Origin of the sequence: Pseudomonas luteola NBRC 103146, assembly GCF_002091675.1 — a bacterium.
Taxonomy (GTDB): domain Bacteria; phylum Pseudomonadota; class Gammaproteobacteria; order Pseudomonadales; family Pseudomonadaceae; genus Chryseomonas; species Chryseomonas luteola.
The window spans coordinates 1-26,933 of record NZ_BDAE01000017.1; the positions used below are offsets into that span (position 1 = coordinate 1).

Consider the following 26,933-nt stretch of genomic DNA (forward strand, 5'->3'; position numbering starts at 1 on the left):
CTGGGTTTTTTTCTCAGACATGTTGTTAACTCTTATTTGTCATACTAAACGGAGGTATTGATCCGAATTTAGACTTAATAAGCTTTCATGTGAAGTGTTGTTGAGTAAAAAGTATTACTTTATAGTCCATATCACCAGTGCGGCTGCTATGCTCAAGCCGTACATAACAAAAACAATCGGAGACTTGGCTATGAGCCCAGAAATGCGGCTGATCCGCCTCATCACACTCAAACTTATTCCCTTCCTTATCCTGCTGTACCTTGTAGCCTACGTGGACCGTTCCGCTGTCGGGTTTGCCAAGTTGCATATGGGGGCAGATATCGGCATCAGCGATGCGGCTTATGGGATGGGGGCAGGACTGTTCTTTATCGGATATTTCCTGTTCGAAGTGCCAAGCAATCTGTTCCTGACTCGCTTTGGAGCGCGCCGCTGGTTTGCACGGATCCTCATTACCTGGGGTGCCATTACGATTGGCATGGCCTTCATCCAGGGGCCAACCAGCTTTTATGTAATGCGGTTTCTGCTTGGTATTGCGGAGGCTGGATTCTTTCCTGGGGTGCTGTACTACATCACGCAGTGGTATCCCATACGTCACCGCGGCAAGATCCTGGGATTTTTCATCCTGTCGCAACCCATTGCCATGATGGTGACTGGTCCGCTCTCGGGCGCCTTGCTAGGCATGGAAGGCATAATGGGTCTGCATGGCTGGCAGTGGCTGTTCATTCTTATCGGTACGCCTGCAGTATTGCTCGCATGGCCAACCTTGCGTTTTCTGCCAGATGGCCCGGCAAAGGTGAAATGGCTATCGGCTGATGAGAAACGCTGGTTGGCAAACGAACTTGAAAAGGATTTGCAGGAATATGGCCAGACACGTCATGGCAATCCACTGCATGCACTCAAGGACAAGCGCGTCCTGCTACTGGCACTTTTCTATCTGCCGGTGACCTTGAGTATTTACGGCTTGGGCTTGTGGCTGCCGACGCTGATTCATCAGTTTGGCGGAAGTGACATCATGACCGGCTTTGTCTCGTCCGTTCCTTATCTCTTTGGCATTATTGGTCTTTTGGTTATTCCTCGCAGTTCAGATCGCCTGAATGATCGTTATGGTCATCTGGCGGTCCTGTATACGCTAGGTGCCATAGGCTTCTTCTTCAGTGCTTACCTAAGTGCACCAGCACTGCAATTGGGGGCTTTGTGTCTGGCTGCCTTCAGCCTGTTTTCCTGCACTGCAATCTTCTGGGCGCTACCAGGTCGCTTTTTCTCGGGTGCCAGTGCCGCCGCTGCCATTGCGCTGATCAATTCGGTGGGGAACCTGGGAGGTTATATCGGGCCATTTGGTATTGGCGCACTTAAAACCTATACCGGGACATTATCGTCCGGTTTGTACTTCCTGGCAGGAGTACTTTGCATAGGTCTTTTGATGACATGGGTCGTGTATAACCAGCTGGAGCGGCGCCTTGCGCTTAAGACTGCCCCGTCTTCCTGAGCAGCAGCAGGCTGCATAAAAAAGCCACTCTTGATGAGTGGCTTTTTGCTTTATCAGTGTTGGATATGCAAGCCGCACTCACGGTTTTCTTCGCCTTTGGTGGGGTCGAAGTAATCGAAGTTGTTTGGCAGATTGTGCTCAACCAGATATTGATACAGGTCTTTAGAGGTCCAGTTCAGCAGGGGGGCAACCTTGATCAGGCCATCCTGGTTGATGCTGACCGGCTGCATTTGGGCACGCACTGCAGTATCGCTTGCACGCAATGCGGTAAACCACACGCTGGGTGCCATTTCCCGCAGTGCGCGGGTAAACGGCTCAAGTTTGACTTCTTCGGTAAAGGCCTCATGGCGTGGATCGTCTAATCCAGGCGCAGGACCTTCAATAGCTTCGCGATGGGCCCGAGAGCGCTTGGGTAGATAAGTAATCAAGTTGAGATTAAGTGCGCGGGCGACCTCATCGGCGAAGCGATAAGTCGCCTCGGTATTATAGCCGTTGTCCATCCACACCACAGGGATGTCAGGCTTTACGCGCGTTACCATGTGAAGAATGACCGCTTCAAACGGACGAAAATTGGTCGTGCAGATAGCCGGCTTGCCAAGACCCAATGCCCAGGCAACAAGCTGCTCAGGCTGATTGGCGAATTCGGCATTGATGCGGTCCAGATCAAGTGACATGGCAAGGCTCCAACGCTAATAAGTCAAGACGAACATGGTAACAAAGCCCCGTCTGGGCTGCACGACGTAGCGGCATCCGTCAGGCTATGCATCTCAAGGGTGTTCAATAACACTCGTACCTTGGCAATAGATTCCTCATACTCGTCTTGCCATTCCGAGTCCCTGACGATTGCACCGCCGCCCCAGCAGCTGGCCATCCCGTCCTTGATCAATACACTGCGAATAGCGATGGAGCTGTCCATCTCGCCCCGCACGTCGATATAGAGCAGGGAGCCACAGTAGATGGAGCGGCGAGTCGGCTCCAGCTCATCAATAATTTCCATTGCCCGAATCTTGGGGGCTCCGGTGATTGAGCCGCCTGGAAAGCTTCCGGCCAGCAGATCGAATACATCGCAACCGGATGCAAGCTCACCCGTCACACTGCTCACCAAGTGATGCACGTTTGGATAGCTCTCCAATGTAAACAGCTCAGGGACTTTGACCGAGCCTATTCGGCAGCTGCGTCCCAGGTCATTACGCAAAAGATCCACGATCATTACATTTTCGGCACGATCTTTTGGACTGGACAGCAGTTCATCCGCCAGGGCGGCGTCTCGTACGGGGTCCAGGCTGCGTGGTCGCGTCCCTTTGATGGGGCGTGTTTCTACCCGACCGTCATGCACCTGAATGAAACGTTCAGGTGAGTGGCTGAGGATGGCACCGCCCTGGATAGGCAGATAACCGGAAAAAGGCGTAGGGCAGGCGGCTCGCAAGGTGCGGTAGGCTTGCCAGTCTGATCCAGAGCAGGGCGCCTGAAAGCGCTGTGTGAAGTTGATCTGATAACAGTCCCCGGCGTTTATATAAGCCTGGGTTCGCTCGATTTGTTCGCGATAGCGCTCTTTAGTCACATTCGCCTGGAATGGGATTTTCAGGCAAAAGGTTTGATCCTGGCTTGGAGTAACCGGGCTCGTGAAGAGATCAATCAAGCGCGAGCGTTCAGCGGCATTCAGGATCGGATGAAATACTAGCTGGCTGGTCTGTCTTTCATGATCGCTAATCAATGCCCAGCCATACAGACCCAGTCTGGCCTCAGGCAACATCAGATCATCTTGGGCCTGAGCCGGTAGACGCTCCAGCTGGCGACCAAAATCATAGCTCAGATAACCCATCACGCCACCTGCAAAGGGCAGATCTACTTCGGTGGGAAGCTTCGCCGCTCCGAGCCTGCCGAGTGCGTGGCGAAGCCGAGCGAAAAACGAATGCCCTGATTCCTCCGCTAAAGGGGTGAGCTGCTCCAGCGGCCAGGCACTAAGCAGGTCATATCGTCCACGTGTGGCCGTTGGTCTGCCGGAGTCCAGCAGAATAGCACCCTCCGCATTACGGATGCGCTCGAAGAAATCACCGGGATCTGCTTGGTAGTCAAGCGGATAAAGTGTGCAGGTGAGCATGTGTTCAGCGAGTTATGGTAGATGAGGAGACATGACCGAATAATCGTTGAGAAAAGGCTACACGCTCTTCCGCTGTTTCAACGATACCCTGGGCCTGCATTTCGGCGAGACGAGCCTCTACTGCCTGAGCTCGCAAGGTAAGTCCGCTGTCATTGGCAATCTGAATATTCAGGCCAGGCCGTGCATTGAGTTCAAGAATCAGAGGTCCTTTATCTTTGTCGAGCACCATGTCAACACCAATGTAACCCAGCCCGGACAATTCATAACAGGAAGCCGCCAGGCGCATGAAGCCGTCCCAGTCCGGCAACTGTACGCCGTCTACGGGGTGGGCGGTATCCGGATGCTTTTCGATCTTGGCGTTAAGCCAGGTGCCACGCAGCGTAAGCCCGGTTGCCAAGTCCACTCCGACACCAATGGCACCCTGGTGCAGGTTGGCCTTGCCGCCGGACTGGCGTGTAGGCAGGCGTAACATGGCCATTACGGGGTAGCCCATCAAGACGATAATTCGAATGTCCGGAACACCTTCATAGCTGATATTGCGAAACAGCTCATCAGGGATGACCCGGTACTCGATGAGTACTCGATCTCTATGGCCACCGAGTGAATAGAGACCCGAGAGGATGCTGGAGATGTGATATTCCATGTCCGAACGGCTAACCATCTTGCCGGAGACTGTTTTCAATCGCCCCTCAAAGCGGTCGGCAATGACCAGAATGCCGTCGCCACCAGCCCCCTGTGCGGGTTTAACGACGAAATCCTGATGGTTCTCAATAATCGTATCGATCTTCCCGATGTCGTGCTCTGTCGAGATGATCCCGTATAAATCCGGCACATGGATGCCTGCCTCGATTGCTCGCTGCTTGGTCAGGATTTTGTCATCCACGACCGGGTACAGGCTGCGCCTGTTGTACTTGAGTACATAATCGGCATTACGCCGGTTGATACCCATGATCCCTCGAGCCGAAAGGGCCTTCCATGTTTTGATCAAACCGAACATGTCAGTCTTCCTTCAGCAGGGCCTTGAAGCGAACCAGTTCCGTCAGGCGATAACCGCGATAACGACCCATTGCCAGCATGAAGCCCACCAGAATCAACAGGACGGCCGGGAACGTAAATACGAAATACACCAGCGGTGGGATTTTCATCAGAAGATAAGCCAGCGAGCCGGCGAACAACGTGCCGATGGCGACCTTGAGAGCATGGTTGGCGCCACGCTCCTCCCAGGTTATCGAGAGTCGCTCAATGGTCATGGTCAGAATAACCATTGGGAAGAGCGCAACCGAAAGGCCGTTTTCAAATCCCAATTTGTGACTGAACAGGCTGATGGCGGCAATCATGAGTACGACGAACGTCAGTACAACCGACAGTCGAGGCAGCATCTGCAAGCGGAGGTGTTCCAGGTAGGAACGCAGGGAAAGGCCCAGTGCAGTGATCACGGTGAACAGACCGATGCCCCACTGCAGGCCGGTTTCCCGGAAAGCCAGTGCAATCAGAACCGGTGTAAAGGTTCCCAATGTCTGCAGGCCTATAAGATTTCGCAGTATGAGAATCACGAGCACGCCAAGCGGGATCATGATCATCGTCTGGTAGGTCTGCTGGGTCTGGAGGGGTAGGCCGTACAGGGAATAATCCATGAAGGCCGTCTCCACACTCGAATTGGTGAGCTGAGCCAGGCGAATGGCATTCATCTGGCTGCTGTCCAGCGTGAACGTCACATTCGCTTTACGACCGCCATCGAGGTTCAGCAGTTGACCGTCACCGCTCCACCAGATCATGCGATCGGACGGTAGACCGCGCTCGCCTGTTTCAGGATTGAAATAGATCCAGTCCTTGCCGTTATAGCTACGCAGCCAGAGTTCCGGATTTTGCTGAATGTGGGCGACAAGGCGCAGGGTGTGAACCTTTTCCAGGGGTACACGTGCCAGCGACACCAGCAGATCGACGGTCTGTGCACGCTTAGTGATACTGGTGTCACCATTGAGTAACAGCTTTACGTTGTCGTCATTGACGTTATTGACGCGCCTGATGGCTTCGCTGATGAATGTTTCCACATCCGCTGAGTGCTGGCGGATAGGCGCGATCAAGGCTTCAGCGGCCAGGCGCTCAGGACCTTCCGGCAGAACAATAGGGTCTCGAGTAACCGGGCCTTTTTCTTCTCGTGGCTTGTCACTTCCAAAACGCTTGGTCATAACCAGACGGTAATACAGGGTCTGGTCGCCTTTGGCGCGTCGTGCAGACCAGGTCAGCTGTCGGTTACCCTCTATACGGCTGACGTTAACGCCGTAGTTATTGGAGACAAAGCTCTCGTTAAGGCTGACGTAGCCTTGCGTCAAGGGGGGAACGAACAGTTGTACTTTGACGGGCACGTGGGGTGTGGCAGTAAACGTAACCTTGGCATCGATGCTCCATAACTCATCCGTTTCATCCTGAGTGATCGGAATGCCCAGCCCAAAGATCTGGTAGGCGGTAATGGATACGCCAAGTAGAACCAGAACGGTGATAAGAATCTTCAGATGCAAATTAATGGAGCGCATGCAGGTTACTCGACTTTCAAATAGGGCATGCCGGAGTACCGGCCAGATAAGAGCGGGAGACGTCAATCAAGGCGTCATAGCGCCTGAGTGCCTTGCTGCCAATCAGCAAGGGAAAGTCAAAGTGGCTACGGTTCGTAAGATTAACCTCAATCGTATGCCTCTCATTTCCCATGCAGATAACCATTGGAATAACGGGACGACTGGTATGCATCTTGGGTTCGACCCCTGGTGTGTGGTCTGCATGCCGCCGCTTGATATGGCTTACACGAAGCAGAGGGCGCTCCAGCGTAATGTCATGGGCCTGATCAATAGCCAGAGAAAAGCGCACCCAGCGCTCCCCGCTACGGGTAAATAGATGGATGCGGTGTGCACTCAAGGAGGCGGTTTCTGCACCCGTATCAAGCTTTGCTTTAAGGTGTAAATTTAGCTCCGGCAGATACACATTTTCATGCAGGCCATACGTTCGCTTCTCGCTTGAAAAGCACAGGGTGCTCCATAGCAGGGGCACGCTAAACAGTAGATAAATTAAAGATTTCATCAAGCTAGTGCAGGCCAGGCATGTGCCAGCGGAGGATGGCTTCCGGCACAGTGCGTCAGTCAAAAGGGCGCATTCTAGCATGGGCCCCTTTCTAAACCAGTGAAGCCTGCCGCGACGTATCACTTTAGGCGGCGCTCAACACCTTTCTCTACCAGAATCTTGGCGGCGATCTCCTCAACAGAGAAATGGGTTGAATTAATAGACGGAAGATTTTCACGTCGGAACAGGCTTTCTACTTCCCGGACCTCAAACTCGCACTGGGCAAAACTGGCATATCGGCTATTGGGCCGGCGCTCGTGCCGAATCGCCGATAGGCGGTCAGGGTCGATTGTCAGACCAAACAGTTTGTTCTTTTGTGCCTTGAGCGAGGCAGGCAGTTGCAAGCGCTCCATGTCCTCCTCGGTTAAAGGATAGTTCGCTGCTCGAATTCCAAACTGGAGCGCCATATAAAGGCAGGTGGGCGTTTTGCCGCACCGGGAGACACCGACCAAAATCAAATCAGCCTTGTCGTAGTGTTGCGTACGCGCGCCGTCGTCGTTTTCCAGAGCAAAATTCACGGCCTCGATACGTTGCATATAATTGGCGTTATGCATCATGGAGTGTGATTTACCGACCGAATATGACGATTCAGCACACAACTCCTGCTCAAGCGGGGATAAAAAAGTGGAAAAGATGTCAATCATGAACCCATTCGACTGGTCGAGAATCGCGCGTATTTCCCGATTAACGATGGTGTCGAAAATAATGGGGCGCGCACCGTCTGACACGGCGGCGTTGTTGATTTGCTGTACCATGGCCCGGGCTTTTTCCACGGTGTCGATATAGGGCCGGGTCAGTTTTGTAAAGCTGATGTTCTCGAATTGAGCGAGTAAGCTTTGGCCGAGGGTTTCGGCAGTAATGCCGGTACCGTCGGAAATAAAGAAGGCGGTTCGTTTCATCAGGGTGAAACTCCCGAGACAGTGGTTTTTGATTTTATCGTAAGGTGCTTCGTAAAGGCTGCTGGAAGACTGGCACTTTTTTAAAAGTACTTGGCGCCTGTAGCCAGTCGATAAAACGAATTCTACTGATTCTGGAATAAAGACCCAGTGTGAACGTGCCAGTTGCGTACGAGCTTTCCCACAAATACAAATATGGAGAGATCACCTTGGACGAGTACGTAGTTTCCCTGGATAAACTCGGGGTGCACGATGTTGAGCAAGTGGGCGGCAAAAACGCATCCCTTGGCGAGATGATCAGCAACCTGGCGGGTGCGGGTGTTTCGGTTCCTGGCGGTTTTGCTACTACTGCACAGGCCTATCGGGACTTCCTTGAGCAAAGCGGGCTTAATGACCGTATCCATGCCGCTCTGGACGCGTTAGATGTCGACGATGTTACCGCGTTGGCTAAAACAGGCGCCGAAATCCGGCAGTGGATCATGGACGCCGAATTTCCGGCTCGTCTGGATACTGAGATCAGAACGGCCTTCGCACAGCTGTCGGCAGGAAATGACAATCTGGCGGTTGCCGTGCGGTCTTCCGCTACGGCAGAAGACCTGCCGGATGCCTCCTTTGCCGGTCAGCAGGAAACGTTCCTGAATATACGCGGTGTAGACAACGTCATCCGAGCGGCCAAAGAGGTCTTTGCATCGCTGTTCAACGACCGGGCCATTGCTTACCGCGTACACCAGGGCTTCGATCACAAGCTCGTCGCGCTATCGGCTGGGGTGCAGCGCATGGTTCGCTCCGAAACAGGGGCGGCAGGCGTGATGTTTACACTGGACACCGAGTCGGGTTTCCGGGATGTGGTCTTTATCACAGGTGCTTATGGCCTGGGTGAGACCGTTGTCCAGGGTGCCGTCAACCCTGATGAATTCTACGTACACAAGTCCACGCTGGAGGCGGGGCGGCCTGCAATCCTTCGCCGTAATCTGGGTAGCAAGGCTATCAAGATGATTTATGGTGAGGAAGCCAAGGCGGGGCGCTCTGTCAAAACCGTCGATGTTGAGGCTGCCGAGCGTGCACGCTTCAGCATTACCGATGATGAGGTCACCGAGCTTGCCAAGCAGGCACTCATCATTGAAAAGCATTATGGTCGCCCGATGGATATCGAGTGGGCCAAGGATGGAGATGATGGCAAGCTCTATATCGTTCAGGCGCGCCCCGAGACCGTCAAGAGCCGTGCCAGTGCAACAGTAATGGAGCGCTACCTGCTCAAGGAAAAGGGGCAGGTCATTGTTGAAGGGCGTGCGATCGGCCAGCGTATCGGTGCAGGCCCGGTCAAGGTCATCCGTGATGTTTCCGAAATGGATCGCGTCATGCCGGGCGATGTCTTGGTTTCCGATATGACCGATCCCGACTGGGAGCCGGTCATGAAGCGCGCCAGCGCTATCGTCACCAACCGCGGCGGCCGGACGTGTCACGCAGCAATCATCGCTCGTGAGCTGGGTATTCCAGCTGTAGTGGGGTGTGGCAATGCAACCGAGCGCCTTAGTGATGGGCAGGTCGTAACCGTCTCATGCGCAGAGGGTGACGCGGGCCTGATCTACGAAGGTGAATTGAGCTTCGATGTCCGTCAAAGCTCGGTAGATGCCATGCCTGATCTGCCATTCAAAATCATGATGAATGTAGGAAATCCAGATCGAGCATTCGACTTCGCCCAATTGCCCAATGCAGGCGTTGGACTGGCGCGCCTTGAGTTCATCATCAATCGCATGATCGGCGTGCATCCCAAGGCGCTACTCAATTACGACAGTCTGCCGCTGGATATCAAGGAAAACGTCGACAAGCGTACGGCTGGCTATAGCGATCCGGTAGGCTTTTACGTCGAAAAGCTGGTCGAGGGTGTTAGCACGCTGGCTGCAGCGTTCTGGCCCAAAAAGGTCATTGTCCGCCTGTCCGACTTCAAATCCAACGAGTACGCCAACCTCATTGGTGGCAAACTGTACGAGCCTGAAGAAGAAAACCCGATGCTCGGGTTCCGTGGTGCTTCTCGCTATATCAGCGAGTCTTTCCGCGACTGCTTCGAGCTTGAATGCCGTGCCATGAAAAAAGTGCGTAATGAAATGGGTCTGACCAATGTCGAGCTTATGGTTCCTTTCGTTCGTACTCTTGAAGAGGCCTCCCAGGTAGTTGATCTGTTGGGGACCTACGGGCTCAAGCGTGGCGAAAATGGCCTGCGCGTGATCATGATGTGCGAGCTGCCTTCCAATGCGCTTCTGGCTGAAGAGTTCCTTGAGTATTTCGATGGTTTCTCCATCGGCTCTAATGACATGACTCAATTGACGCTGGGCCTGGATCGTGATTCTGGCATCATTGCTCATCTTTTCGATGAGCGTAATCCAGCCGTCAAGAAGCTCCTGGCTCAGGCCATCGCGGCTTGTAACAAGGCCGGTAAATACATTGGTATTTGCGGTCAGGGCCCGTCCGATCATCCTGACCTGGCCAAGTGGCTGATGGATCAGGGAATCGAAAGCGTATCGCTCAATCCGGATTCCGTGCTTGATACATGGTTCTTCTTGGCCGAGGGACAGGCTTAAAATAGCGCGTCATTCACAGGCGGGGGTTAACCCCGCCTTTTTATGTAACGGTAATTATGCAAAGCAGTAGCCAGCTTTTCCCTGTTGCGCTCGTGCGCGCCGAGTTATACGGGGATTTAACCGAAGATGTGTACCTTCTCAAGCCCAACAATAGCTCAGACCTTAGTGTTGAACTGTCTCTGACACGCCTTGGGCGGCTGAACCGGCAAGCGCCCTACAGACCTCCCGTTATCCTCATTCATGGTGCCTTTGGTAATCGTTTTACGTGGTATTCCGCGAGCGGTACTGGGCTGGGTGTCGAACTTGTCGATGCCGGATTCGACGTCTGGATTGCCGAGATGCGCGGTCATGGCTGCTCACCACGCAACCTGGAGTATGTGAGCAATCAATTATCTGACTATGCAAGCTATGACCTTCCAGCAATTGCAGCCTTTGTAGAGGAGCAATCGGGGTTGCCGGGTCACTGGATAGGGCACGGGCAGGGCGGGCTTGCGGTTATTTTGGGCGTGCTCAACGAATGGCTGACCGAGCGCTCAGTCAAGTCGCTGGGCTTGTTGGGCGTTGCCACGTCCGACCGTCTGTGGGGGCTGCTATCGTGGCGGGAAAAAATGCGCTCGACTATTTCCGGCCATGGAGTAGGCGTTGGTCCTGAGGATGAGCCAAAGGTGCTGCTAAAGGCACTTCAGGATGAGCGTGCACTGGGCAGTAGTCGCTCCGAGCGGGACCGGCTGCTAACGCGATTGTCTTCGCTCTCAATACCTGTACTGGGACTGGCAGCTGCCAATGACCCACTGGTGAGCGCTGAGGCGTGCCGAATGCTGTTTGACCGTTTCGGAGGGCAGTATAAGGATTTCATCTCTCTAGGTCAGCTTCTTTTCCGCGAAAACGGTATGAGTCATGCCTCGCCTTTCATGGCACGGGAAGCACATCGGCACTTTAGCGGGCTAATTTCAGAATGGCTGACCAGTATCGAAAAAGCTTCACAAAAGCAGGATGTTGCACCTAGTATCGAACTGACTGAATAGTAGCCCTGGATTCACTCAGGAGCCCAATGCGCAGCGGGCGATATCGTTAGGAGAGCCCATGTTCGTGCCGCTTGAAAGGTTATTGAATCTTGAGGAAGGATATCGTCAGCGCTTCCTGATCAAGGGGTTGCCAATCGTACTGATGGTCATCGAGGGCAAACATATCCTTTTTGAAGACAGGTGTCCCCATCAGGGCGCTTCACTGTTTCAGGGCGCCTTAACCTCGGACTCGATACGATGTCCCAGGCATGGCTTTGAGTTCGATGTGCACACAGGCAAGGCAGTCAACGCCAACTGTCCTGAGTTGAAATTGCTCAATCCTGCCTATGAGCGGGATCGTATCGGTATCGACCTTTAACGTCTCGAGAGAGGCCTCATATGCGCTACGTCACACCTGATCTCTGTGATGCCTATCCCGACCTGATACAAGTGGTAGAGCCATTGTTTAGTAATTTTGGTGGCTGCGACTCGTTTGGTGGGCAAATTGTCACCATCAAATGTTTTGAAGATAATTCGTATGTAAAGGAGCGGGTCGAGGAAGACGGTTCGGGAAAGGTCATGGTCGTGGACGGCGGTGGGTCCATGCGCTGTGCGCTTCTGGGCGATATGCTGGCTGAAAAAGCAGCAGCCAATGGATGGGCTGGTATCGTGATTTACGGATGCGTCCGGGATGTGGATGTGCTGGCTGAGACCAACCTAGGTATCCAAGCACTGGCTTCGCATCCCAGAAAATCCGAAAAGCGTGGAGTAGGGCAGCGCGATATACCCCTTGTGTTTGGCGGGGTCACTTTTGAAGTTGGCCATTATCTGTACGCTGATAACAACGGCATTATCGTCTCCTCGCAGCGGCTTGAGATGCCAGGCGAATGAAAGAGTAACGAGAATCTGGAATGCAGGATTACGAAAGCGGTAACGAACGCGGCCTCGTATATGGCTATGTATTGAATGGACGAGGTGGTGCCCGCCGGATTCAGCGCAACGAGCTCGATATTCTTGACCTGCAGCCCGACGAAACCCTGTGGTTGCATTGGGACCGAAGTGTACCTGAGGCCCAGCAGTGGCTTCGTCAGTCCAGCGGACTCAATGAGTTTGCCTGTGATCTTCTTCTGGAAGAGGCCACCCGTCCTCGTATCGTTCCCTTGATCGGCGAGAGCCTTCTCCTGTTTCTACGCGGCGTGAACCTGAACCCCAACGCTGTTCCCGAGGATATGGTATCGCTGCGTGTTTATGTGGATGCCCAGCGCGTTATTTCTCTTCGCTTGCGTCCCCTCAAGGCGGCAGCTGAAATCCAAGAGGATCTCGAGGAGGGAATAGGGGCTGAAAACACGCGGTCGCTTATCCTTCAACTGGCTACTTACATGACAAGCCGGGTCGATACGCTGGTCGTTGAGCTTGCTGAACAGCTCGATGAAATGGAGGAACGGGTAGAAGAAGATGAAACAAACCTGCCCGAGCACAGCCTGATCCTGGGTCTGCGCAAGCGCGTCGCTAGCCTCAAGCGTTATCTGGCTCCTCAGCGCGACATTTACTTCGATCTGTCGCGCCAGAAACCAGCCTGGCTGGTAGCCGGAGGAGAGGCCGAGTACTGGAGTGAGCTTCATAATAGCCTGACGCGGAATCTGGAGGAGCTTGAGCTTATGCGAGAGCGAGTCAGCTTCTTGCAGGAGGTCGAGCAGCGCAGTGTGGCTGAGCGGACCAATCGGACCATGTATCTGCTTGCCATCATTACCGGATTCTTCCTGCCCATGAGCTTTGTAACGGGTCTGCTTGGTATGAATGTGGGCGGCATTCCCGGGTCGACATTCTCGATGGGCTTTGTTGTGGCATGCGGTGCCATCCTGCTTATTGCTATCTTTCAGTGGTGGCTCTTCAGGCGGTTGCGGTGGTTGTAAGTGTGACTTGCTGTTTTGGACGACCGTCTAGCATGAAAGTGGCGAGGGGTGCGCTATGCCAGATCCTTTCGAAGAATCATTAAAAGATATGCTCAAGTCGGGAGCCGAGGCTCCGACGGATTACGACAGACTGGATCGCGTCCTGAAGACTGCCAATCGGCAGGTGGGTGCAGGTGATCTGTTCGGGCTGATGGGGCGTTGGGGATCCGCCGTCCTCATGGCTATCAATAATGGCTCGGGGCACGTCAAGCCTGTACGTGGTTCTTCTCGTAGCTCCCGTTCTTCTAACAAACAAGCCGAGTAATCATGGAATTTGATATCTGGACGCAAAGCCTCCTGTCCGCGATGACAACCCTATGGAGCAAGGTGGCAGGCTTCATTCCCAATCTTCTGGGGGCTTTGCTGGTTGTTATTCTCGGATTCTTTTTTGCGAAGCTGCTTGATCATCTTCTTTCCAGGCTCCTGGCCAAGCTAGGCCTGGACAGATTGATGACCGGGACTGGTCTTACCAAGATGTTGGCCCGGGTTGGGATCAAGATTCCTGTCAGTACATTGATCGGTCGCATCGTCTACTGGTTCATTCTGCTGGTTTTTCTGGTATCGGCTGCAGAGTCGCTTGGCCTGCAGCGCGTTTCGTCTACGCTTGATGTCATGGCCTTGTACTTGCCCAAAGTGTTTGGCGCTGCTCTGGTTCTAGTCATAGGCGTGCTGCTGGCGCAGCTGGTCAATGGAATCGTGCATGGCGCGGCTGAAGGTGTTGGGCTGGATTATTCCGCAGGCCTTGGGCGCGTTGCCCAGGCGCTGGTTATTATCATCAGCATTTCTGTAGCCATCGGCCAGCTTGAAATAAAGACTGAGCTACTCAATACCGTTATTGCAATCGTGTTGGCATCACTTGGTCTGGCAGCCGCACTGGCGTTGGGGTTGGGCAGTCGCGACCTGGTCGCTCAGATCCTGGCTGGAATCTATGTGCGAGAAATTTTCGAGGTCGGGCAATTCGTACAAATTGATGAGGTTGAAGGCGTTATCGAAGAGATCGGTACGGTGAAAACGTTGCTGCTTACCGCGGACGATGAATTGATATCGGTTTCAAACAAGCGCCTTCTTGATCAGCGTGTAAAGGCTCGCTAACAAGTGAAAAAGTTGCCGACAGCGAGCTGTGAGACGGATATCATGCCGCCCACTGAACGGCAGTCCGGCACCGTCCGCTTTGAACGAAACCTTGTCTACAGCCTATGACCCCCGCCAGCTCACTGATGAGGAGCTGGTTCAGCGCGCACATACCGAGTTGTTCCATGTGACGCGTGCCTACGAAGAACTGATGCGGCGGTATCAACGTACGCTGTTCAATGTATGCGCACGCTATCTGGGGAACGACCGAGATGCAGATGATGTCTGTCAGGAGGTCATGCTGAAGGTGCTGTATGGACTTAAGAACTTTGAGGGCAAGTCAAAGTTTAAGACCTGGCTCTATAGCATTACGTACAATGAGTGCATTACCCAATACCGGAAGGAGCGTCGTAAGCGTCGTCTGGTAGATGCTTTGAGTCTGGAGCCGATCGAAGAAGCTTCGGATGAAAAAGCGCCAAAGTTGGAAGAGCGGGGTGGTCTGGATCGCTGGCTAGCCCATGTGAATCAGATTGATCGAGAAATTCTGGTGTTACGCTTTGTGGCGGAGCTTGAGTTCCAGGAAATTGCAGACATCATGCACATGGGGCTCAGTGCGACCAAGATGCGTTATAAGCGGGCACTGGATAAGCTGCGTGACAAGTTCGCAGCAGAAGTTGAGGGCTAGGTAACACCATAGTCCACTGTTTTTTATGAACTTCTGAATAACTTGTTGTCAAAGCATCCGGAGATTGCCGGAACACTAATATCATTAAGATGGGGATACATAGGATGAAATTGAAGAGCACCTTAGGCGTCGTCATTGGCTCCCTGGTCGCCGCTTCTTCTCTGAGCGCCATGGCTCAGGGTCAAGGCGCAGTAGAGGGCGAGCTGTTTGGCAAGCGCTACTTCACCGACAGCCAGCGTGACATGAGCAATGCCAACCTGTATGGCGGTTCGGTGGGTTACTTCCTGACTGACGACGTCGAGCTGGCGCTGTCCTATGGTGAGTACCACGACGTACGTGGCGACCACGATGAAGGTCACAAAAAGATTCACGGTAGCCTGGCTGCCCTTGATGCCTACTACCACTGGGGTACTCCTGGTGTAGGTCTGCGTCCTTACGTTTCTGGCGGTTTCGCTCACCAGTCCCTGACTGATGCGCATGCTGACCATCACGGCCGCAACCACACTACGTTCGCAAACGTAGGTGCGGGCCTGAAGTACTACTTCACCGAGAACCTGTACGCTCGCGGTGGCCTGGAAGGCAACTACAACATCGATGATGACCAGGGTGAATGGTCTGCTGTCGTAGGTGTGGGTGTGAACTTCGGTGGTTCTTCCCGTCGTCAGGAAGCTGCACCAGCACCGGAGCCGGTTGCTGATGTGTGCACCGATTCTGACAACGATGGCGTTTGCGATAACGTCGACCAGTGCCCGAACACTCCGGCTAACGTAACTGTTGATGCCAACGGTTGCCCGGCTGTTGCAGAAGTTGTTCGCGTTGAGCTGGACGTGAAGTTCGACTTTGACAAGGCTGTTGTGAAGCCTGAGAGTTATGGCGATATCAAGAACCTGGCTGACTTCATGCAGCAGTATCCGCAGACTTCTACTACTGTAGAAGGTCACACTGACTCTGTTGGTACTGATGCTTACAACCAGCGTCTGTCTGAGCGTCGCGCAAACGCAGTTCGTAACGTTCTGGTTAACCAGTACGGTGTTTCTGGCAATCGCGTGAATGCTGTAGGTTACGGTGAGAGCCGTCCTGTAGCTGACAACTCCACTGAAGCTGGTCGTGCCGTTAACCGTCGCGTAGAAGCTGAAGTTGAAGCTCAAGCTAAGCAGTAATTAATTAGTTGCTGTCTAATAAAAAGCCCGCATCGTAAGATGCGGGCTTTTTAATTTGTGCTTGCTAAAGCAATAAAAAAGCCCCTTTCGGGGCTTTTTTATTAACGATTATTAATCGGATTAATATCGCGCTTGGTTGGGCCGGTATAAAGTTGGCGAGGACGACCAATCTTATAGGGGCCGGAAAGCATTTCTTGCCAGTGAGAGATCCAGCCTACTGTTCTGGCCAGGGCGAAGATCACAGTAAACATACTGGTGGGTATGCCGATTGCTTTTAGGATAATGCCTGAATAGAAGTCGACGTTGGGGTAAAGATTTCTTTCAATGAAGTAAGGATCTTTGCGCGCAAGTTCCTCCAATTGCATAGCAAGTTCAAGCTGAGGATCATTAATGCCAAGTTCGGCAAGAACTTCATCGCATGTCTGTTTCATAACTTTGGCGCGAGGGTCAAAGTTCTTGTAAACACGATGGCCAAAGCCCATTAGCTTGAATGGATCGTTCTTATCCTTGGCCTTGGCGACGAACTTATCAATATTGCTGACATCGCCAATCTCATCCAGCATTCGCAATACTGCTTCGTTTGCTCCGCCGTGAGCGGGGCCCCAAAGCGCTGCAATGCCGGCTGCAATGCAGGCGAATGGGTTTGCACCCGAGGAGCCTGCCAGCCGAACTGTCGAGGTGGAGGCGTTTTGCTCGTGGTCGGCATGCAGAATAAAGATTTTGTCCATTGCCTTTGCGAGAACCGGGCTGACCGGCTTAATTTCGCAGGGTGTATTGAACATCATATGAAGGAAGTTTTCTGCGTATCCCAGGCGATTATCGGGATACATCATTGGCTGACCCATGGAGTACTTGTAAACCATGGCGGCCAGGGTTGGCATCTTGGCAATCAGGCGCATGGCCGAAATTTCACGATGATGCGGGTCCTGGATATCCAGGGAGTCATGATAGAAAGCGGAAAGTGCGCCCACTACGCCACACATGATGGCCATTGGGTGAGCGTCACGACGAAAGCCATTGAAGAACGTCTTGAGCTGTTCATGAACCATGGTGTGGTTCTTGATGATGCTTACAAAGTTCTGCTTTTGTTCTTCGTTAGGCAATTCACCTTTTAGTAAAAGGTAACAAGTCTCAAGGTAATCGGACTTTTCTGCCAGTTGTTCAATGGGATAGCCGCGGTGCAAGAGGATCCCATTATCACCATCGATGTAGGTGATTTTCGATTCACAGGAGGCCGTCGACATAAAGCCTGGATCGAACGTGAAAACGCCAGCATTCGTAAGATTACGAACATCGACCACATCAGGTCCGAGGGTTCCAGACATTACGGGCAGCTGTACCGGGTCTGCGCCCTCAATGATTAGCTGCGCTTTCTTGTCAGCCATTAAGGCCTCCTTATTTATGCTTGAAATCATTTATACAACCCCCACGCAGGGCCAGGGCCACTATAGAGGCAATCATTTGAAAGTCAATTTACGAACATATTGCGCCAATTATTACTTAGGTTTCAAACGTGCTCATAACTTACACTATTGAGCGCCGTTTAGGGCAGCGACATTAGTCTATTTGTATGGAATTGGTGCGTTGTCATGAGCAGCCTAACTGTCTATACTTCATGGCCGACCGCCTCAGGCTGTGTGCCTCTCCAGCGCGGTTGTCAATCCAGTAATGGATGTCTATTAAAGCAATTCCCAATAACTAGCCCGGCAACTTTGGGCTCTCAGTGTGAAAGAAGCCGTGAATAGTAAACGACCTGTAAATCTAGACCTCAGGACCATAAAACTCCCTATCACAGCTTACACCTCGATCCTTCACCGAATTTCCGGCGTTATCCTCTTCATCGGCCTTGCTGCGCTGCTTTATGGGCTCGACCTGTCGCTGAGTTCTGAGGATGGATTTGCTCGTGTGAAAGCGTTCCTGGCGTATCCGTTGGTCAAGCTCGTGATCTGGGCCGTGTTGTCCGCATTGCTGTACCACCTAGTAGCAGGCGTGCGCCATTTGATTATGGACATGGGTGCCGGTGAAACATTGCAAGGCGGCAAATTGGGCTCTCAGATCGTATTGATTGTATCTGCGGTGCTGATCGTTCTGGTGGGGGTCTGGATATGGTAACTAGCGTCACTAACTTCTCGCGCTCAGGTCTCTATGACTGGATGGCTCAGCGCGTATCCGCAGTAATTCTTGCGATTTATACGCTTTTCTTACTTGGATATGTCGTGCTTCACCCCGATATGTCGTTTGAGCAGTGGCATGGGCTGTATAGCAACGGCTGGATGCGAATCTTCAGCTTGCTCGCCTTGGTTTCGGTTGGGGTTCATGCCTGGGTAGGCATGTGGACCATCTCTACCGATTATCTGACCCCTATGGCCTTGGGTAAGGGCGCCACGACAGTGCGTTTCCTGTTCCAGGCTGTGTGTGGTGTTGCCATGTTCGCCTTCTTTGTGTGGGGCGTACAGATTCTTTGGGGTGTGTGAGTCATGTCCAGTATTCGTACTCTTTCTTTTGACGCCATCATCGTAGGTGGCGGCGGCGCAGGCATGCGTGCAGCGCTGCAGTTGGCCCAGTCAGGTCACAAGACAGCTGTTGTTACTAAGGTTTTCCCTACTCGTTCCCATACCGTATCCGCTCAGGGCGGTATTACCTGTGCCATCGCATCGGCTGACCCGAATGACGATTGGCGCTGGCATATGTACGACACTGTAAAGGGGTCGGACTACATTGGCGACCAAGATGCCATCGAGTACATGTGCTCTGTGGGTCCCGAAGCGGTTTTCGAACTGGAACACATGGGCCTCCCGTTCTCCCGTACTGAAACAGGCCGTATCTATCAGCGCCCATTCGGTGGGCAGTCCAAGGACTATGGTAAGGGCGGCCAGGCGGCGCGTACGTGTGCTGCGGCTGACCGTACCGGTCATGCGCTGTTGCATACCCTTTATCAAAACAATCTGAAGAACAATACCGTCTTCTTGAATGAGTGGTATGCAGTCGATCTGGTAAAAAACCAGGATGGATCCATCGTTGGGATCATTGCAGTTTGCATCGAAACGGGTGAGACCGTTTACATTCGTTCGAAAGCCACTGTTCTGGCCACCGGCGGTGCTGGACGTATTTACGCTTCTACTACCAACGCGCTGATCAATACCGGCGATGGTATCGGTATGGCATTGCGTGCAGGTGTGCCTGTTCAAGACATTGAAATGTGGCAGTTCCACCCAACCGGTATTGCCGGTGCGGGCGTGCTGGTAACCGAAGGTTGCCGTGGTGAGGGTGGTTACCTCATCAACAAGCATGGCGAGCGCTTCATGGAGCGTTATGCGCCTAATGCCAAAGACCTGGCTGGACGAGACGTTGTTGCTCGGTCCATGATCAAAGAGATCATTGCAGGCAACGGCTGTGGCCCAGACGCCGATCATGTATTGTTGAAGCTGGATCACCTGGGTGAAGAAGTACTTCACGGTCGTTTGCCAGGCATTTGCGAGCTGTCCAAAACATTCGCGCATGTTGATCCGGTCAAGGCACCTATTCCTGTTATTCCGACCTGCCATTACATGATGGGTGGTATCGCTACCAATATTCATGGACAAGCAATCACTCAGGATACCGACGGCAATGATAAGATCATTGAAGGGCTTTTCGCCGTGGGCGAGGTAGCCTGTGTGTCGGTTCATGGTGCAAACCGTCTGGGTGGTAACTCTCTGCTTGACCTTGTTGTCTTTGGTCGCGCAGCGGGTCTGCATTTGGAAAAAGCATTGAAGGAAGGTGTTGAGCATCGCGACGCCAGCGCCAGTGATATCGAGCACTCCCTGGCTCGCATTTCTGGTGTCAACGAACGCAGCACTGGAGAAGACGTAGCGCCTCTGCGCAAAGAGCTTCAGAGCTGCATGCAGAACTACTTCGGTGTATTCCGTACGGGCGAATACATGCAGAAGGGTATCGCACAGCTTTCCGAGCTGCGCGAGCGAATCGCCAACGTGAAGATTGCAGACAAGAGCCAGGCATTCAACACGGCCCGTATCGAGGCACTCGAGCTACAGAACCTTTTGGAAGTTGCTGAAGCCACTGCTATTGCAGCGGAAACCCGCAAGGAAAGTCGTGGAGCGCATGCTCGCGAAGATTTTGAAGAGCGGGACGACGAGAACTGGCTCTGCCATACCTTGTACTTCCCAGAAGACAAGCGTGTTACCAAGCGCGCTGTCAATTTCTCTCCGAAGACAGTTCCTACGTTCGAACCTAAAGTTCGTACATACTGAGGTTTGCCGTTATGTTGCAAGTCAGTGTTTACCGCTACAACCCTGAAAAGGATGAACTTCCTTTCATGCAGGAATTTCAGATCGAGACCGGTGGTAAGGATCTGATGGTTCTTGACATCCTGGCCTTGATCAAAGAACAGGATGTTACGTTCTCTTACCGTCGCTCTTGCCGCGAGGGTGTTTGCGGCTCCGATGGTATGAACATCAATGGCCAGAATGGCTTGGCATGTATTACACCGCTTTCAAGCGTTGTAAAAGGTAACAAGCTGGTTGTTCGTCCTTTACCGGGTCTGCCTGTCATCCGTGACCTCGTGGTCGATATGAGCATCTTCTATAAGCAGTACGAGAAGGTGCAGCCCTATCTGCAAAACGAGACGCCTGCGCCAGCTATCGAGCGGCTGCAAACACCTGAAGAGCGCGAAAAGCTTGATGGCTTGTACGAGTGCATCCTGTGCGCCTGCTGCTCTACGTCTTGCCCGTCGTTCTGGTGGAACCCTGACAAGTTCCTGGGCCCTGCTGCGCTGCTGCAAGCCTATCGTTTCCTGGCTGACAGCCGTGATACGCATACTCAGGAGCGTCTTGCTGCCATGGACGATCCCTTCAGTGTCTTCCGTTGCCGTTCGATCATGAACTGCGTGACGGTATGTCCGAAGGGGTTGAACCCAACGAAAGCAATTGGTCATGTGCGTAGCATGCTGCTTCAGAGCGGTACTTAATTAGCGATTTGCACCGACAAAGGAACAGAATCCTTTGTCGGTGCTCTAAAGCGACCTGCAAGGCGTAGGCTCTGCCGGTTGATTGAATACATATTAGGGGCAACCGGGCTGGTGCCCGGACATCAATGAATGCTGTATAGCTTTCTGGCGCGCAGTATGACTCGATGGTGTTGTCCCTGACCGAGGGGTGACTTAAATGCACGAAAGCGTTATGCAGCGGATGTGGGAAAGCGCTCACCTATCAGGTGGGAATGCCTCCTATGTCGAAGAGCTCTATGAGCTCTATCTGCACGATCCCAATGCCGTTCCTGAGGAATGGCGCTCTTATTTCCAGAAGCTTCCTGCAGATGGAAATTTCTCCCCTGACGTATCGCACTCAGCGATCCGTGATCACTTCGTTCTCCTGGCAAAAAATCAACGCCGTGCCCAGCCTGTCTCAGCAGGTACAGTTAGCAGTGAGCATGAGAAGAAGCAGGTCGAAGTTCTGCGCCTTATTCAGGCTTATCGTATGCGCGGCCATCAGGCTGCGAGTCTGGATCCGCTGGGGTTGTGGCAGCGTCAAGCGCCTGCCGACCTGTCACTCAATCACTACGGGTTGACTGACGCAGATCTCGATACGACCTTCCGCACCGGCGAGTTGTACTTCGGCAAAGAAGAGGCAACTCTGCGGGAAATACGGGATGCTCTGCAAGAGACATATTGCCGCACTGTCGGTGCGGAGTTCATGCATATTGTCGATTCCGAGGAGCGCCGCTGGTTCCTGCAGCGTCTGGAAAGTGTCCGTGGGCGTCCTCAGTATTCCGCCGAAGCCAAGACACATCTGCTCGAACGCCTAACGGCCGCAGAGGGTTTGGAAAAGTATCTGGGTACCAAGTATCCAGGCACCAAGCGCTTTGGCTTGGAAGGTGGAGAAAGCCTCATTCCGCTGATCGACGAAATCATTCAGCGCTCCGGCTCCTATGGCGCCCAAGAGATCGTAATCGGTATGGCCCACCGTGGCCGCTTGAACGTACTGGTTAACACGCTAGGCAAGAATCCTCGCGATCTTTTCGATGAGTTCGAAGGCAAGAAAATCGTTGAGCTGGGCTCCGGTGATGTGAAGTACCACCAGGGTTTCTCCTCCAACGTAATGACTGAAGGTGGAGAAGTTCACCTGGCGCTCGCCTTTAACCCGTCACACCTGGAAATCGTTTCTCCAGTGGTGGAAGGATCGGTACGCGCACGTCAGGATCGTCGTAGCGACAAATCCGGCGACAAGGTCGTTCCGATTTCCATTCATGGTGATGCGGCCTTTGCAGGGCAGGGCGTAGTGATGGAAACCCTGCAGATGTCCCAGACCCGGGCTTACAAGACCGGTGGCACGCTGCATATCATCATCAACAACCAAGTCGGCTTTACCACAAACCGCCAGGAAGATGCCCGTTCCACCGAGTATGCAACTGATGTTGCCAAAATGGTGCAGGCGCCTATCTTCCACGTGAATGGTGATGATCCGGAAGCGGTTCTCTTCGTGACACAGCTGGCGGTCGACTACCGCATGCATTTCAAGCGTGACGTAGTCATTGACCTCGTTTGCTATCGTCGTCGTGGCCATAACGAAGCTGACGAACCCAGTGGTACTCAGCCGCTGATGTATCAGCAAATCACCAAGCAGCGCACCACACGTGACCTTTATGCGGATGCGTTGGTACAGGCCGGTGTGATGAGCGCCGAGCAGGTACAGGCTCAGTTCGAAAACTATCGTAGTGCCTTGGACGAAGGGCGCCATGTGGTGGCTAGCCTGGTCAAGGAGCCGAACAAAGGCTTGTTCGTTGACTGGCGCCCTTACCTGGGACATGCCTGGACCGCACGTCACGACACTCGATTTGACCTGAAGACATTGCAGGAGCTATCCAACAAGTTGCTGCAGCTGCCGGAAGGCCTGGTTGTACAGCGTCAGGTTGGCAAAATCCTCGAAGATCGCCAGAAGATGAGTGCTGGTGGGCTCCCGATCAACTGGGGCTACGCGGAAACCATGGCCTATGCCACGTTGCTGCATGAGGGCCATCCGGTTCGTATTACTGGTCAGGATGTTGGCCGTGGTACGTTCTCGCATCGCCATGCTGTGCTTCATAACCAGAAGGATGGCGTGCCTTATGTTCCGCTGCAACATCTGAGCGAAGATCAGCCAAGTTTCGAGATCTACGATTCCTTGCTGTCCGAGGAAGCTGTACTGGCGTTTGAGTACGGCTATGCCACGACGACACCAAATGCTCTGGTGATCTGGGAAGCGCAGTTTGGTGATTTCGCCAACGGCGCGCAGGTTGTCATCGATCAGTTTATTACCAGTGGCGAAATCAAGTGGGGCCGCTTGTGTGGCCTGACTATGCTGCTGCCTCATGGTTATGAAGGACAGGGCCCCGAGCATTCCTCTGCTCGTCTGGAGCGCTACCTGCAACTGTGTGCCGAGCAGAACATCCAGGTATGCGTACCGACCACGCCCGCTCAGATCTACCATCTGTTGCGTCGCCAGGTTATTCGTCCGCTGCGTAAGCCACTTGTGGTTCTAACACCCAAGTCGCTTCTGCGTCACAAGCTTGCTATTTCCACACTGGAAGATTTGGCTGAAGGCTCGTTCCAGACTGTTATACCGGAAATCGATGCGATCGATCCGCAAAAGGTAACCCGTCTGGTCATGTGTAGCGGCAAGGTCTATTACGACCTGCTTGAGAAGCGCCGTACCGAAGGTCGTGAAGATACAGCGATCGTACGCATCGAACAGCTTTATCCGTTCCCTGAGGATGACCTGACAGAAGTCATGTCTGCCTACAGCAATCTGACGGATATTGTTTGGTGTCAGGAAGAGCCTATGAACCAGGGTGCCTGGTATTGCAGTCAGCATCATATGCGTCGCGTCATTTCAGCGCTCAAGCCTGAGATTGGCCTTAAGTACGCAGGACGTGATGCCTCCGCTGCGCCGGCAGTTGGTTACGCTTCGATGCATGCCGAGCAGCAGGAAAAACTGCTGAACGATGCTTTTAATGGTTAACGCGTGCGCATAAAACGAATTAAGGAATCCAATAGAATGGCTATCGAGATCAAAGCCCCAACATTTCCAGAGTCGGTTGCAGATGGCACCGTCGCTACTTGGCACAAGAAGCCTGGTGAAGCCGTAAAGCGGGACGAACTGCTGGTCGATATCGAAACTGACAAGGTTGTCCTGGAAGTTGTGGCTCCCGCTGACGGTGTGTTGGCCGAAGTCTTGAAAAACGAAGGCGACACCGTGCTGAGCGAAGAAGTCATTGCACGCGTGGAGGAGGGTGCTGCAGCTGCTGCGCCAGCCGCTAGTGCTCCGGCCGTAGCGTCATCTGCTGCGCCTGCTGCTGCAGCTCAGGATGAAGAGGATCCGATTCTGGCGCCAGCCGCTCGTAAGCTGGCAGAAGAAAATGGTCTGGATCCAGCCAGCATCAAGGGCACCGGAAAAGGCGGTCGCGTAACCAAGGAAGACGTTGTAGCCGCTATCGAAGCCAAGAAAGCTGCGCCTTCCGCTCCGGCAGCCAAGCCGGCTGCAGCGGCTGCGCCGGCACAGACCTTTGCTGCAGGCGATCGCGTCGAGAAGCGTGTACCGATGACACGTCTGCGTGCCAAGGTCGCCGAGCGTTTGGTCGAGGCTCAGTCAAGCATGGCCATGTTGACTACATTCAATGAAGTCAACATGAAGCCGATCATGGAGCTACGCGCCAAGTACAAGGACATGTTTGAGAAGAAGCACAATGGCGTACGCCTTGGCTTCATGTCTTTCTTTGTTAAGGCGGCGACCGAGGCTCTCAAGCGTCAGCCAGGCGTCAACGCCTCTATCGATGGTAGCGACATCGTTTACCACGGTTATCAGGACATTGGTGTTGCGGTTTCCAGTGATCGTGGCCTGGTTGTTCCGGTGCTGCGCAATGCCGAGCTCATGAGCCTGGCTGAAGTCGAGGGTACCATTGCTGATTTCGGCAAGAAGGCGAAAGCCGGCAAGTTGACCATGGAAGACATGCAGGGCGGTACTTTTACCATCTCCAACGGTGGTGTTTTTGGCTCGTTGCTATCCACTCCGATCGTTAACCCGCCGCAGACTGCCATCCTTGGCATGCACAAGATCCAGGAACGGCCTATGGCAGTGAATGGTCAGGTTGTCATTCTGCCGATGATGTACCTTGCTCTGTCCTATGATCACCGTCTGATCGACGGTAAGGAAGCTGTAACCTTCCTGGTCACCATGAAGGATCTGCTGGAAGACCCGGCCCGTCTGCTGCTGGATATCTAATCTGGTCCATATATAGAGACGGCTTCGTAAGAAGCCGTCCGGTTTATCGAAATAGGATGAAACTTATGAGCGAAAAATTCGACGTAGTCGTGATCGGTGCCGGCCCTGGCGGCTATGTGGCTGCCATCCGTGCTGCGCAGCTCGGCCTGAAAACTGCCTGTATCGAGCGATACAAGGGTAAGGAAGGCAAGGTCTCCCTGGGTGGTACCTGCTTGAACGTAGGTTGCATTCCTTCCAAGGCGCTGCTGGATAGCTCTTACAAGTTTCATGAAGCGCATGAAGGCTTCAAGGTTCACGGCATCGATGCACCCAACGTGACTATCGATGTACCTGCCATGATCGGTCGTAAGGATCAGATCGTTAAGAACCTGACAGGTGGTATCGGCACGCTATTCAAGGCCAACGGTGTAACGCTGTTGGAAGGACATGGCAAGCTGCTAGCCAACAAGCAGGTTGAAGTGACAGGTCTGGACGGTCAGACTCAAGTTGTCGAAGCGACAAATGTCATCCTGGCTTCGGGCTCGCGTCCGATCGAAATTCCGCCGGCTCCGCTTGTTGAAGGCATTGTTGTTGACTCCACGGGTGCTCTTGACTTCACTGAAGTTCCGAAGCGTCTGGGCGTTATTGGTGCAGGCGTTATTGGTCTGGAACTGGGCTCGGTATGGGCTCGTCTGGGGGCCGAAGTAACTGTTCTGGAAGCGCTGGACAAATTCCTGCCGGCTGCCGATGAGCAGATTGCGAAGGAAGGCCTGAAGATTCTAACCAAGCAAGGTCTGAACGTTCGTCTGGGTACACGTGTAACCGGTTCGGAAGTCAACGGAAACGAAGTGACCGTGACCTTTACCGACTCTACCGGTGAGCAGAAGCAGACGTTCGACAAGCTGATCGTAGCCGTAGGCCGTCGTCCCGTGACGACCGATCTGCTGGCTTCTGATTGCGGCGTGGAGAGCGATGAGCGCGGATACATCTATGTTGATGACTATTGCGCTACCAGCGTACCCGGCGTTTACGCAATCGGTGACTGTGTACGCGGCCTGATGCTGGCTCACAAAGCTTCCGAAGAAGGTGTCATGGTGGCCGAGCGTATCGCAGGTCACAAGGCTCAGATGAACTATGATCTGATTCCTTCGGTTATCTATACCCATCCGGAAATGGCATGGGTCGGCAAAACCGAGCAGGCTTTGAAGGCTGAAGGCGTTGAAGTGAATGTCGGCACCTTCCCGTTTGCTGCAAGTGGCCGAGCCATGGCGGCCAACGATACGGCTGGCCTGGTCAAGGTAATTGCCGACGCCAAGACCGATCGCGTTCTAGGTGTTCATATTATTGGCCCAAGTGCAGCGGATCTGGTTCAGCAAGGCGCCATCGCCATGGAATTCGGCACCAGTGCCGAAGACCTGGGCATGATGGTGTTCTCGCACCCAACACTGTCTGAAGCGCTGCATGAAGCGGCCCTGGCAGTGAATGGCCATGCCATTCATATTGCCAACCGCAAGAAGCGTTAAGACGGTAGACCAACGGTGAGCAGCCCGCCGCTACTCCAGGGGAGGGCCGCAGGAACGCTCACCGGACTGCCAGAGGGCAGTTACAGGTGGCGCGGCGCCAGTGAGCGCAGCGCCGAAAATGCGCAATACCTA

At 53.4% G+C, this 26,933-nt stretch carries 24 protein-coding genes; 17 read left to right on the forward strand and 7 right to left on the reverse strand.

Features of this window, described 5'->3' with window-relative positions; all coding sequences use genetic code 11:
- The first annotated feature begins 190 nt into the window (after positions 1 to 190).
- Complete coding sequence (locus PLU01S_RS17110; protein ID WP_074827397.1) at positions 191 to 1,486, forward strand: MFS transporter; 1,296 nt, start codon at positions 191 to 193, stop codon at positions 1,484 to 1,486.
- Positions 1,487 to 1,539: 53 nt separating this feature from the next.
- On the opposite strand, the gene PLU01S_RS17115 is transcribed toward PLU01S_RS17110, so the two are convergent.
- From PLU01S_RS17115 to ppsR, 6 genes are all read right to left on the reverse strand, one after another.
- Positions 1,540 to 2,160: a phosphoadenosine phosphosulfate reductase domain-containing protein gene (locus tag PLU01S_RS17115; RefSeq protein WP_074827395.1), complete on the reverse strand. Its 621-nt coding sequence runs from the start codon at positions 2,158 to 2,160 to the stop codon at positions 1,540 to 1,542.
- A 23-nt stretch (positions 2,161 to 2,183) separates the two neighbouring features.
- Complete coding sequence (pabB, locus tag PLU01S_RS17120; protein ID WP_074827393.1) at positions 2,184 to 3,587, reverse strand: aminodeoxychorismate synthase component I; 1,404 nt, start codon at positions 3,585 to 3,587, stop codon at positions 2,184 to 2,186.
- Between the two features lie 4 nt (positions 3,588 to 3,591).
- Positions 3,592 to 4,584, reverse strand: a complete 993-nt coding sequence (locus tag PLU01S_RS17125; RefSeq protein ID WP_074827390.1) for an alpha-L-glutamate ligase-like protein — start codon at positions 4,582 to 4,584, stop codon at positions 3,592 to 3,594.
- 1 nt (position 4,585) lies between these two features.
- A complete protein-coding gene (gene rloB / locus PLU01S_RS17130; protein ID WP_074827389.1) occupies positions 4,586 to 6,121 on the reverse strand; it encodes an osmotic stress tolerance membrane protein RloB in 1,536 nt (511 codons plus the stop codon).
- Positions 6,122 to 6,137: 16 nt separating this feature from the next.
- Entirely contained in the window at positions 6,138 to 6,659 is a 522-nt protein-coding gene (locus tag PLU01S_RS17135) for an ATP-dependent zinc protease family protein (RefSeq protein WP_051370192.1), read from the reverse strand.
- Positions 6,660 to 6,778: 119 nt separating this feature from the next.
- The gene (gene ppsR / locus PLU01S_RS17140; protein ID WP_010797790.1) at positions 6,779 to 7,597 is read right to left on the reverse strand and encodes a posphoenolpyruvate synthetase regulatory kinase/phosphorylase PpsR; all 819 of its coding nucleotides are present in this window, start codon (positions 7,595 to 7,597) and stop codon (positions 6,779 to 6,781) included.
- A 206-nt stretch (positions 7,598 to 7,803) separates the two neighbouring features.
- On the opposite strand from ppsR, the gene ppsA reads away from it, so the two are divergent.
- From ppsA to PLU01S_RS17185, 9 genes are all read left to right on the forward strand, one after another.
- Positions 7,804 to 10,173 carry a phosphoenolpyruvate synthase gene (ppsA, locus tag PLU01S_RS17145; RefSeq protein WP_074827387.1) on the forward strand — a complete coding sequence of 790 codons (2,370 nt, stop codon included), beginning with the start codon at positions 7,804 to 7,806 and terminating at the stop codon, positions 10,171 to 10,173.
- A 56-nt stretch (positions 10,174 to 10,229) separates the two neighbouring features.
- Entirely contained in the window at positions 10,230 to 11,198 is a 969-nt protein-coding gene (locus tag PLU01S_RS17150) for an alpha/beta hydrolase (protein ID WP_074827386.1), read from the forward strand.
- A 58-nt stretch (positions 11,199 to 11,256) separates the two neighbouring features.
- Positions 11,257 to 11,556, forward strand: coding sequence for a Rieske (2Fe-2S) protein (locus tag PLU01S_RS17155; protein ID WP_010797793.1), 300 nt, complete (start codon positions 11,257 to 11,259; stop codon positions 11,554 to 11,556).
- 20 nt (positions 11,557 to 11,576) lie between these two features.
- Positions 11,577 to 12,068, forward strand: a complete 492-nt coding sequence (gene rraA, locus PLU01S_RS17160) for a ribonuclease E activity regulator RraA (RefSeq protein WP_074827384.1) — start codon at positions 11,577 to 11,579, stop codon at positions 12,066 to 12,068.
- A 20-nt stretch (positions 12,069 to 12,088) separates the two neighbouring features.
- A complete protein-coding gene (locus tag PLU01S_RS17165; protein WP_074827382.1) occupies positions 12,089 to 13,090 on the forward strand; it encodes a zinc transporter ZntB in 1,002 nt (333 codons plus the stop codon).
- 55 nt (positions 13,091 to 13,145) lie between these two features.
- The gene (locus tag PLU01S_RS17170; protein WP_010797796.1) at positions 13,146 to 13,394 is read left to right on the forward strand and encodes a hypothetical protein; all 249 of its coding nucleotides are present in this window, start codon (positions 13,146 to 13,148) and stop codon (positions 13,392 to 13,394) included.
- A gap of 2 nt (positions 13,395 to 13,396) precedes the next feature.
- Positions 13,397 to 14,221: a mechanosensitive ion channel family protein gene (locus tag PLU01S_RS17175; RefSeq protein WP_074827380.1), complete on the forward strand. Its 825-nt coding sequence runs from the start codon at positions 13,397 to 13,399 to the stop codon at positions 14,219 to 14,221.
- A 79-nt stretch (positions 14,222 to 14,300) separates the two neighbouring features.
- The gene (gene sigX / locus PLU01S_RS17180; RefSeq protein WP_019365377.1) at positions 14,301 to 14,885 is read left to right on the forward strand and encodes an RNA polymerase sigma factor SigX; all 585 of its coding nucleotides are present in this window, start codon (positions 14,301 to 14,303) and stop codon (positions 14,883 to 14,885) included.
- Positions 14,886 to 14,989: 104 nt separating this feature from the next.
- Complete coding sequence (locus PLU01S_RS17185) at positions 14,990 to 16,045, forward strand: OmpA family protein (RefSeq protein ID WP_074827376.1); 1,056 nt, start codon at positions 14,990 to 14,992, stop codon at positions 16,043 to 16,045.
- 101 nt (positions 16,046 to 16,146) lie between these two features.
- On the opposite strand, the gene gltA is transcribed toward PLU01S_RS17185, so the two are convergent.
- A complete protein-coding gene (gene gltA / locus PLU01S_RS17190) occupies positions 16,147 to 17,430 on the reverse strand; it encodes a citrate synthase (RefSeq protein ID WP_010797800.1) in 1,284 nt (427 codons plus the stop codon).
- A gap of 340 nt (positions 17,431 to 17,770) precedes the next feature.
- Between gltA and sdhC the strand changes: the two genes are divergently transcribed.
- The 7 genes from sdhC to lpdA all read left to right on the forward strand — a co-directional run bounded on the left by sdhC (position 17,771) and on the right by lpdA (position 26,801).
- Positions 17,771 to 18,157, forward strand: coding sequence for a succinate dehydrogenase, cytochrome b556 subunit (sdhC, locus tag PLU01S_RS17195; protein WP_010797801.1), 387 nt, complete (start codon positions 17,771 to 17,773; stop codon positions 18,155 to 18,157).
- Complete coding sequence (gene sdhD, locus PLU01S_RS17200; protein WP_010797802.1) at positions 18,151 to 18,519, forward strand: succinate dehydrogenase, hydrophobic membrane anchor protein; 369 nt, start codon at positions 18,151 to 18,153, stop codon at positions 18,517 to 18,519. The genes sdhC and sdhD overlap by 7 nt, the downstream gene beginning before the upstream one ends.
- 3 nt (positions 18,520 to 18,522) lie before the next feature.
- On the forward strand, positions 18,523 to 20,295 hold the full coding sequence (sdhA, locus tag PLU01S_RS17205) for a succinate dehydrogenase flavoprotein subunit (protein WP_074827374.1): 1,773 nt from the start codon (positions 18,523 to 18,525) through the stop codon (positions 20,293 to 20,295).
- Between the two features lie 11 nt (positions 20,296 to 20,306).
- Complete coding sequence (locus PLU01S_RS17210) at positions 20,307 to 21,011, forward strand: succinate dehydrogenase iron-sulfur subunit (RefSeq protein ID WP_010797804.1); 705 nt, start codon at positions 20,307 to 20,309, stop codon at positions 21,009 to 21,011.
- A gap of 196 nt (positions 21,012 to 21,207) precedes the next feature.
- Positions 21,208 to 24,039, forward strand: coding sequence for a 2-oxoglutarate dehydrogenase E1 component (locus tag PLU01S_RS17215; RefSeq protein WP_026003888.1), 2,832 nt, complete (start codon positions 21,208 to 21,210; stop codon positions 24,037 to 24,039).
- A gap of 36 nt (positions 24,040 to 24,075) precedes the next feature.
- Positions 24,076 to 25,299, forward strand: a complete 1,224-nt coding sequence (odhB, locus tag PLU01S_RS17220) for a 2-oxoglutarate dehydrogenase complex dihydrolipoyllysine-residue succinyltransferase (RefSeq protein WP_074827373.1) — start codon at positions 24,076 to 24,078, stop codon at positions 25,297 to 25,299.
- Between the two features lie 65 nt (positions 25,300 to 25,364).
- On the forward strand, positions 25,365 to 26,801 hold the full coding sequence (gene lpdA / locus PLU01S_RS17225) for a dihydrolipoyl dehydrogenase (RefSeq protein ID WP_010797807.1): 1,437 nt from the start codon (positions 25,365 to 25,367) through the stop codon (positions 26,799 to 26,801).
- Positions 26,802 to 26,933: the final 132 nt, after the last annotated feature.

Bases quoted from the DNA above. Each gene is read 5' to 3' on its own strand.
- PLU01S_RS17110 (WP_074827397.1), top strand. From the start codon at position 191: ATGAGCCCAGAAATGCGGCTGATCCGCCTCATCACACTCAAACTTATT.
- PLU01S_RS17115 (WP_074827395.1), bottom strand. From the start codon at position 2,160: ATGTCACTTGATCTGGACCGCATCAATGCCGAATTCGCCAATCAGCCT.
- pabB (WP_074827393.1), bottom strand. From the start codon at position 3,587: ATGCTCACCTGCACACTTTATCCGCTTGACTACCAAGCAGATCCCGGT.
- PLU01S_RS17125 (WP_074827390.1), bottom strand. From the start codon at position 4,584: ATGTTCGGTTTGATCAAAACATGGAAGGCCCTTTCGGCTCGAGGGATC.
- rloB (WP_074827389.1), bottom strand. From the start codon at position 6,121: ATGCGCTCCATTAATTTGCATCTGAAGATTCTTATCACCGTTCTGGTT.
- PLU01S_RS17135 (WP_051370192.1), bottom strand. From the start codon at position 6,659: ATGAAATCTTTAATTTATCTACTGTTTAGCGTGCCCCTGCTATGGAGC.
- ppsR (WP_010797790.1), bottom strand. From the start codon at position 7,597: ATGAAACGAACCGCCTTCTTTATTTCCGACGGTACCGGCATTACTGCC.
- PLU01S_RS17150 (WP_074827386.1), top strand. From the start codon at position 10,230: ATGCAAAGCAGTAGCCAGCTTTTCCCTGTTGCGCTCGTGCGCGCCGAG.
- PLU01S_RS17155 (WP_010797793.1), top strand. From the start codon at position 11,257: ATGTTCGTGCCGCTTGAAAGGTTATTGAATCTTGAGGAAGGATATCGT.
- rraA (WP_074827384.1), top strand. From the start codon at position 11,577: ATGCGCTACGTCACACCTGATCTCTGTGATGCCTATCCCGACCTGATA.
- PLU01S_RS17165 (WP_074827382.1), top strand. From the start codon at position 12,089: ATGCAGGATTACGAAAGCGGTAACGAACGCGGCCTCGTATATGGCTAT.
- PLU01S_RS17170 (WP_010797796.1), top strand. From the start codon at position 13,146: ATGCCAGATCCTTTCGAAGAATCATTAAAAGATATGCTCAAGTCGGGA.
- PLU01S_RS17175 (WP_074827380.1), top strand. From the start codon at position 13,397: ATGGAATTTGATATCTGGACGCAAAGCCTCCTGTCCGCGATGACAACC.
- PLU01S_RS17185 (WP_074827376.1), top strand. From the start codon at position 14,990: ATGAAATTGAAGAGCACCTTAGGCGTCGTCATTGGCTCCCTGGTCGCC.
- gltA (WP_010797800.1), bottom strand. From the start codon at position 17,430: ATGGCTGACAAGAAAGCGCAGCTAATCATTGAGGGCGCAGACCCGGTA.
- sdhD (WP_010797802.1), top strand. From the start codon at position 18,151: ATGGTAACTAGCGTCACTAACTTCTCGCGCTCAGGTCTCTATGACTGG.
- sdhA (WP_074827374.1), top strand. From the start codon at position 18,523: ATGTCCAGTATTCGTACTCTTTCTTTTGACGCCATCATCGTAGGTGGC.
- PLU01S_RS17210 (WP_010797804.1), top strand. From the start codon at position 20,307: ATGTTGCAAGTCAGTGTTTACCGCTACAACCCTGAAAAGGATGAACTT.
- PLU01S_RS17215 (WP_026003888.1), top strand. From the start codon at position 21,208: ATGCACGAAAGCGTTATGCAGCGGATGTGGGAAAGCGCTCACCTATCA.
- odhB (WP_074827373.1), top strand. From the start codon at position 24,076: ATGGCTATCGAGATCAAAGCCCCAACATTTCCAGAGTCGGTTGCAGAT.
- lpdA (WP_010797807.1), top strand. From the start codon at position 25,365: ATGAGCGAAAAATTCGACGTAGTCGTGATCGGTGCCGGCCCTGGCGGC.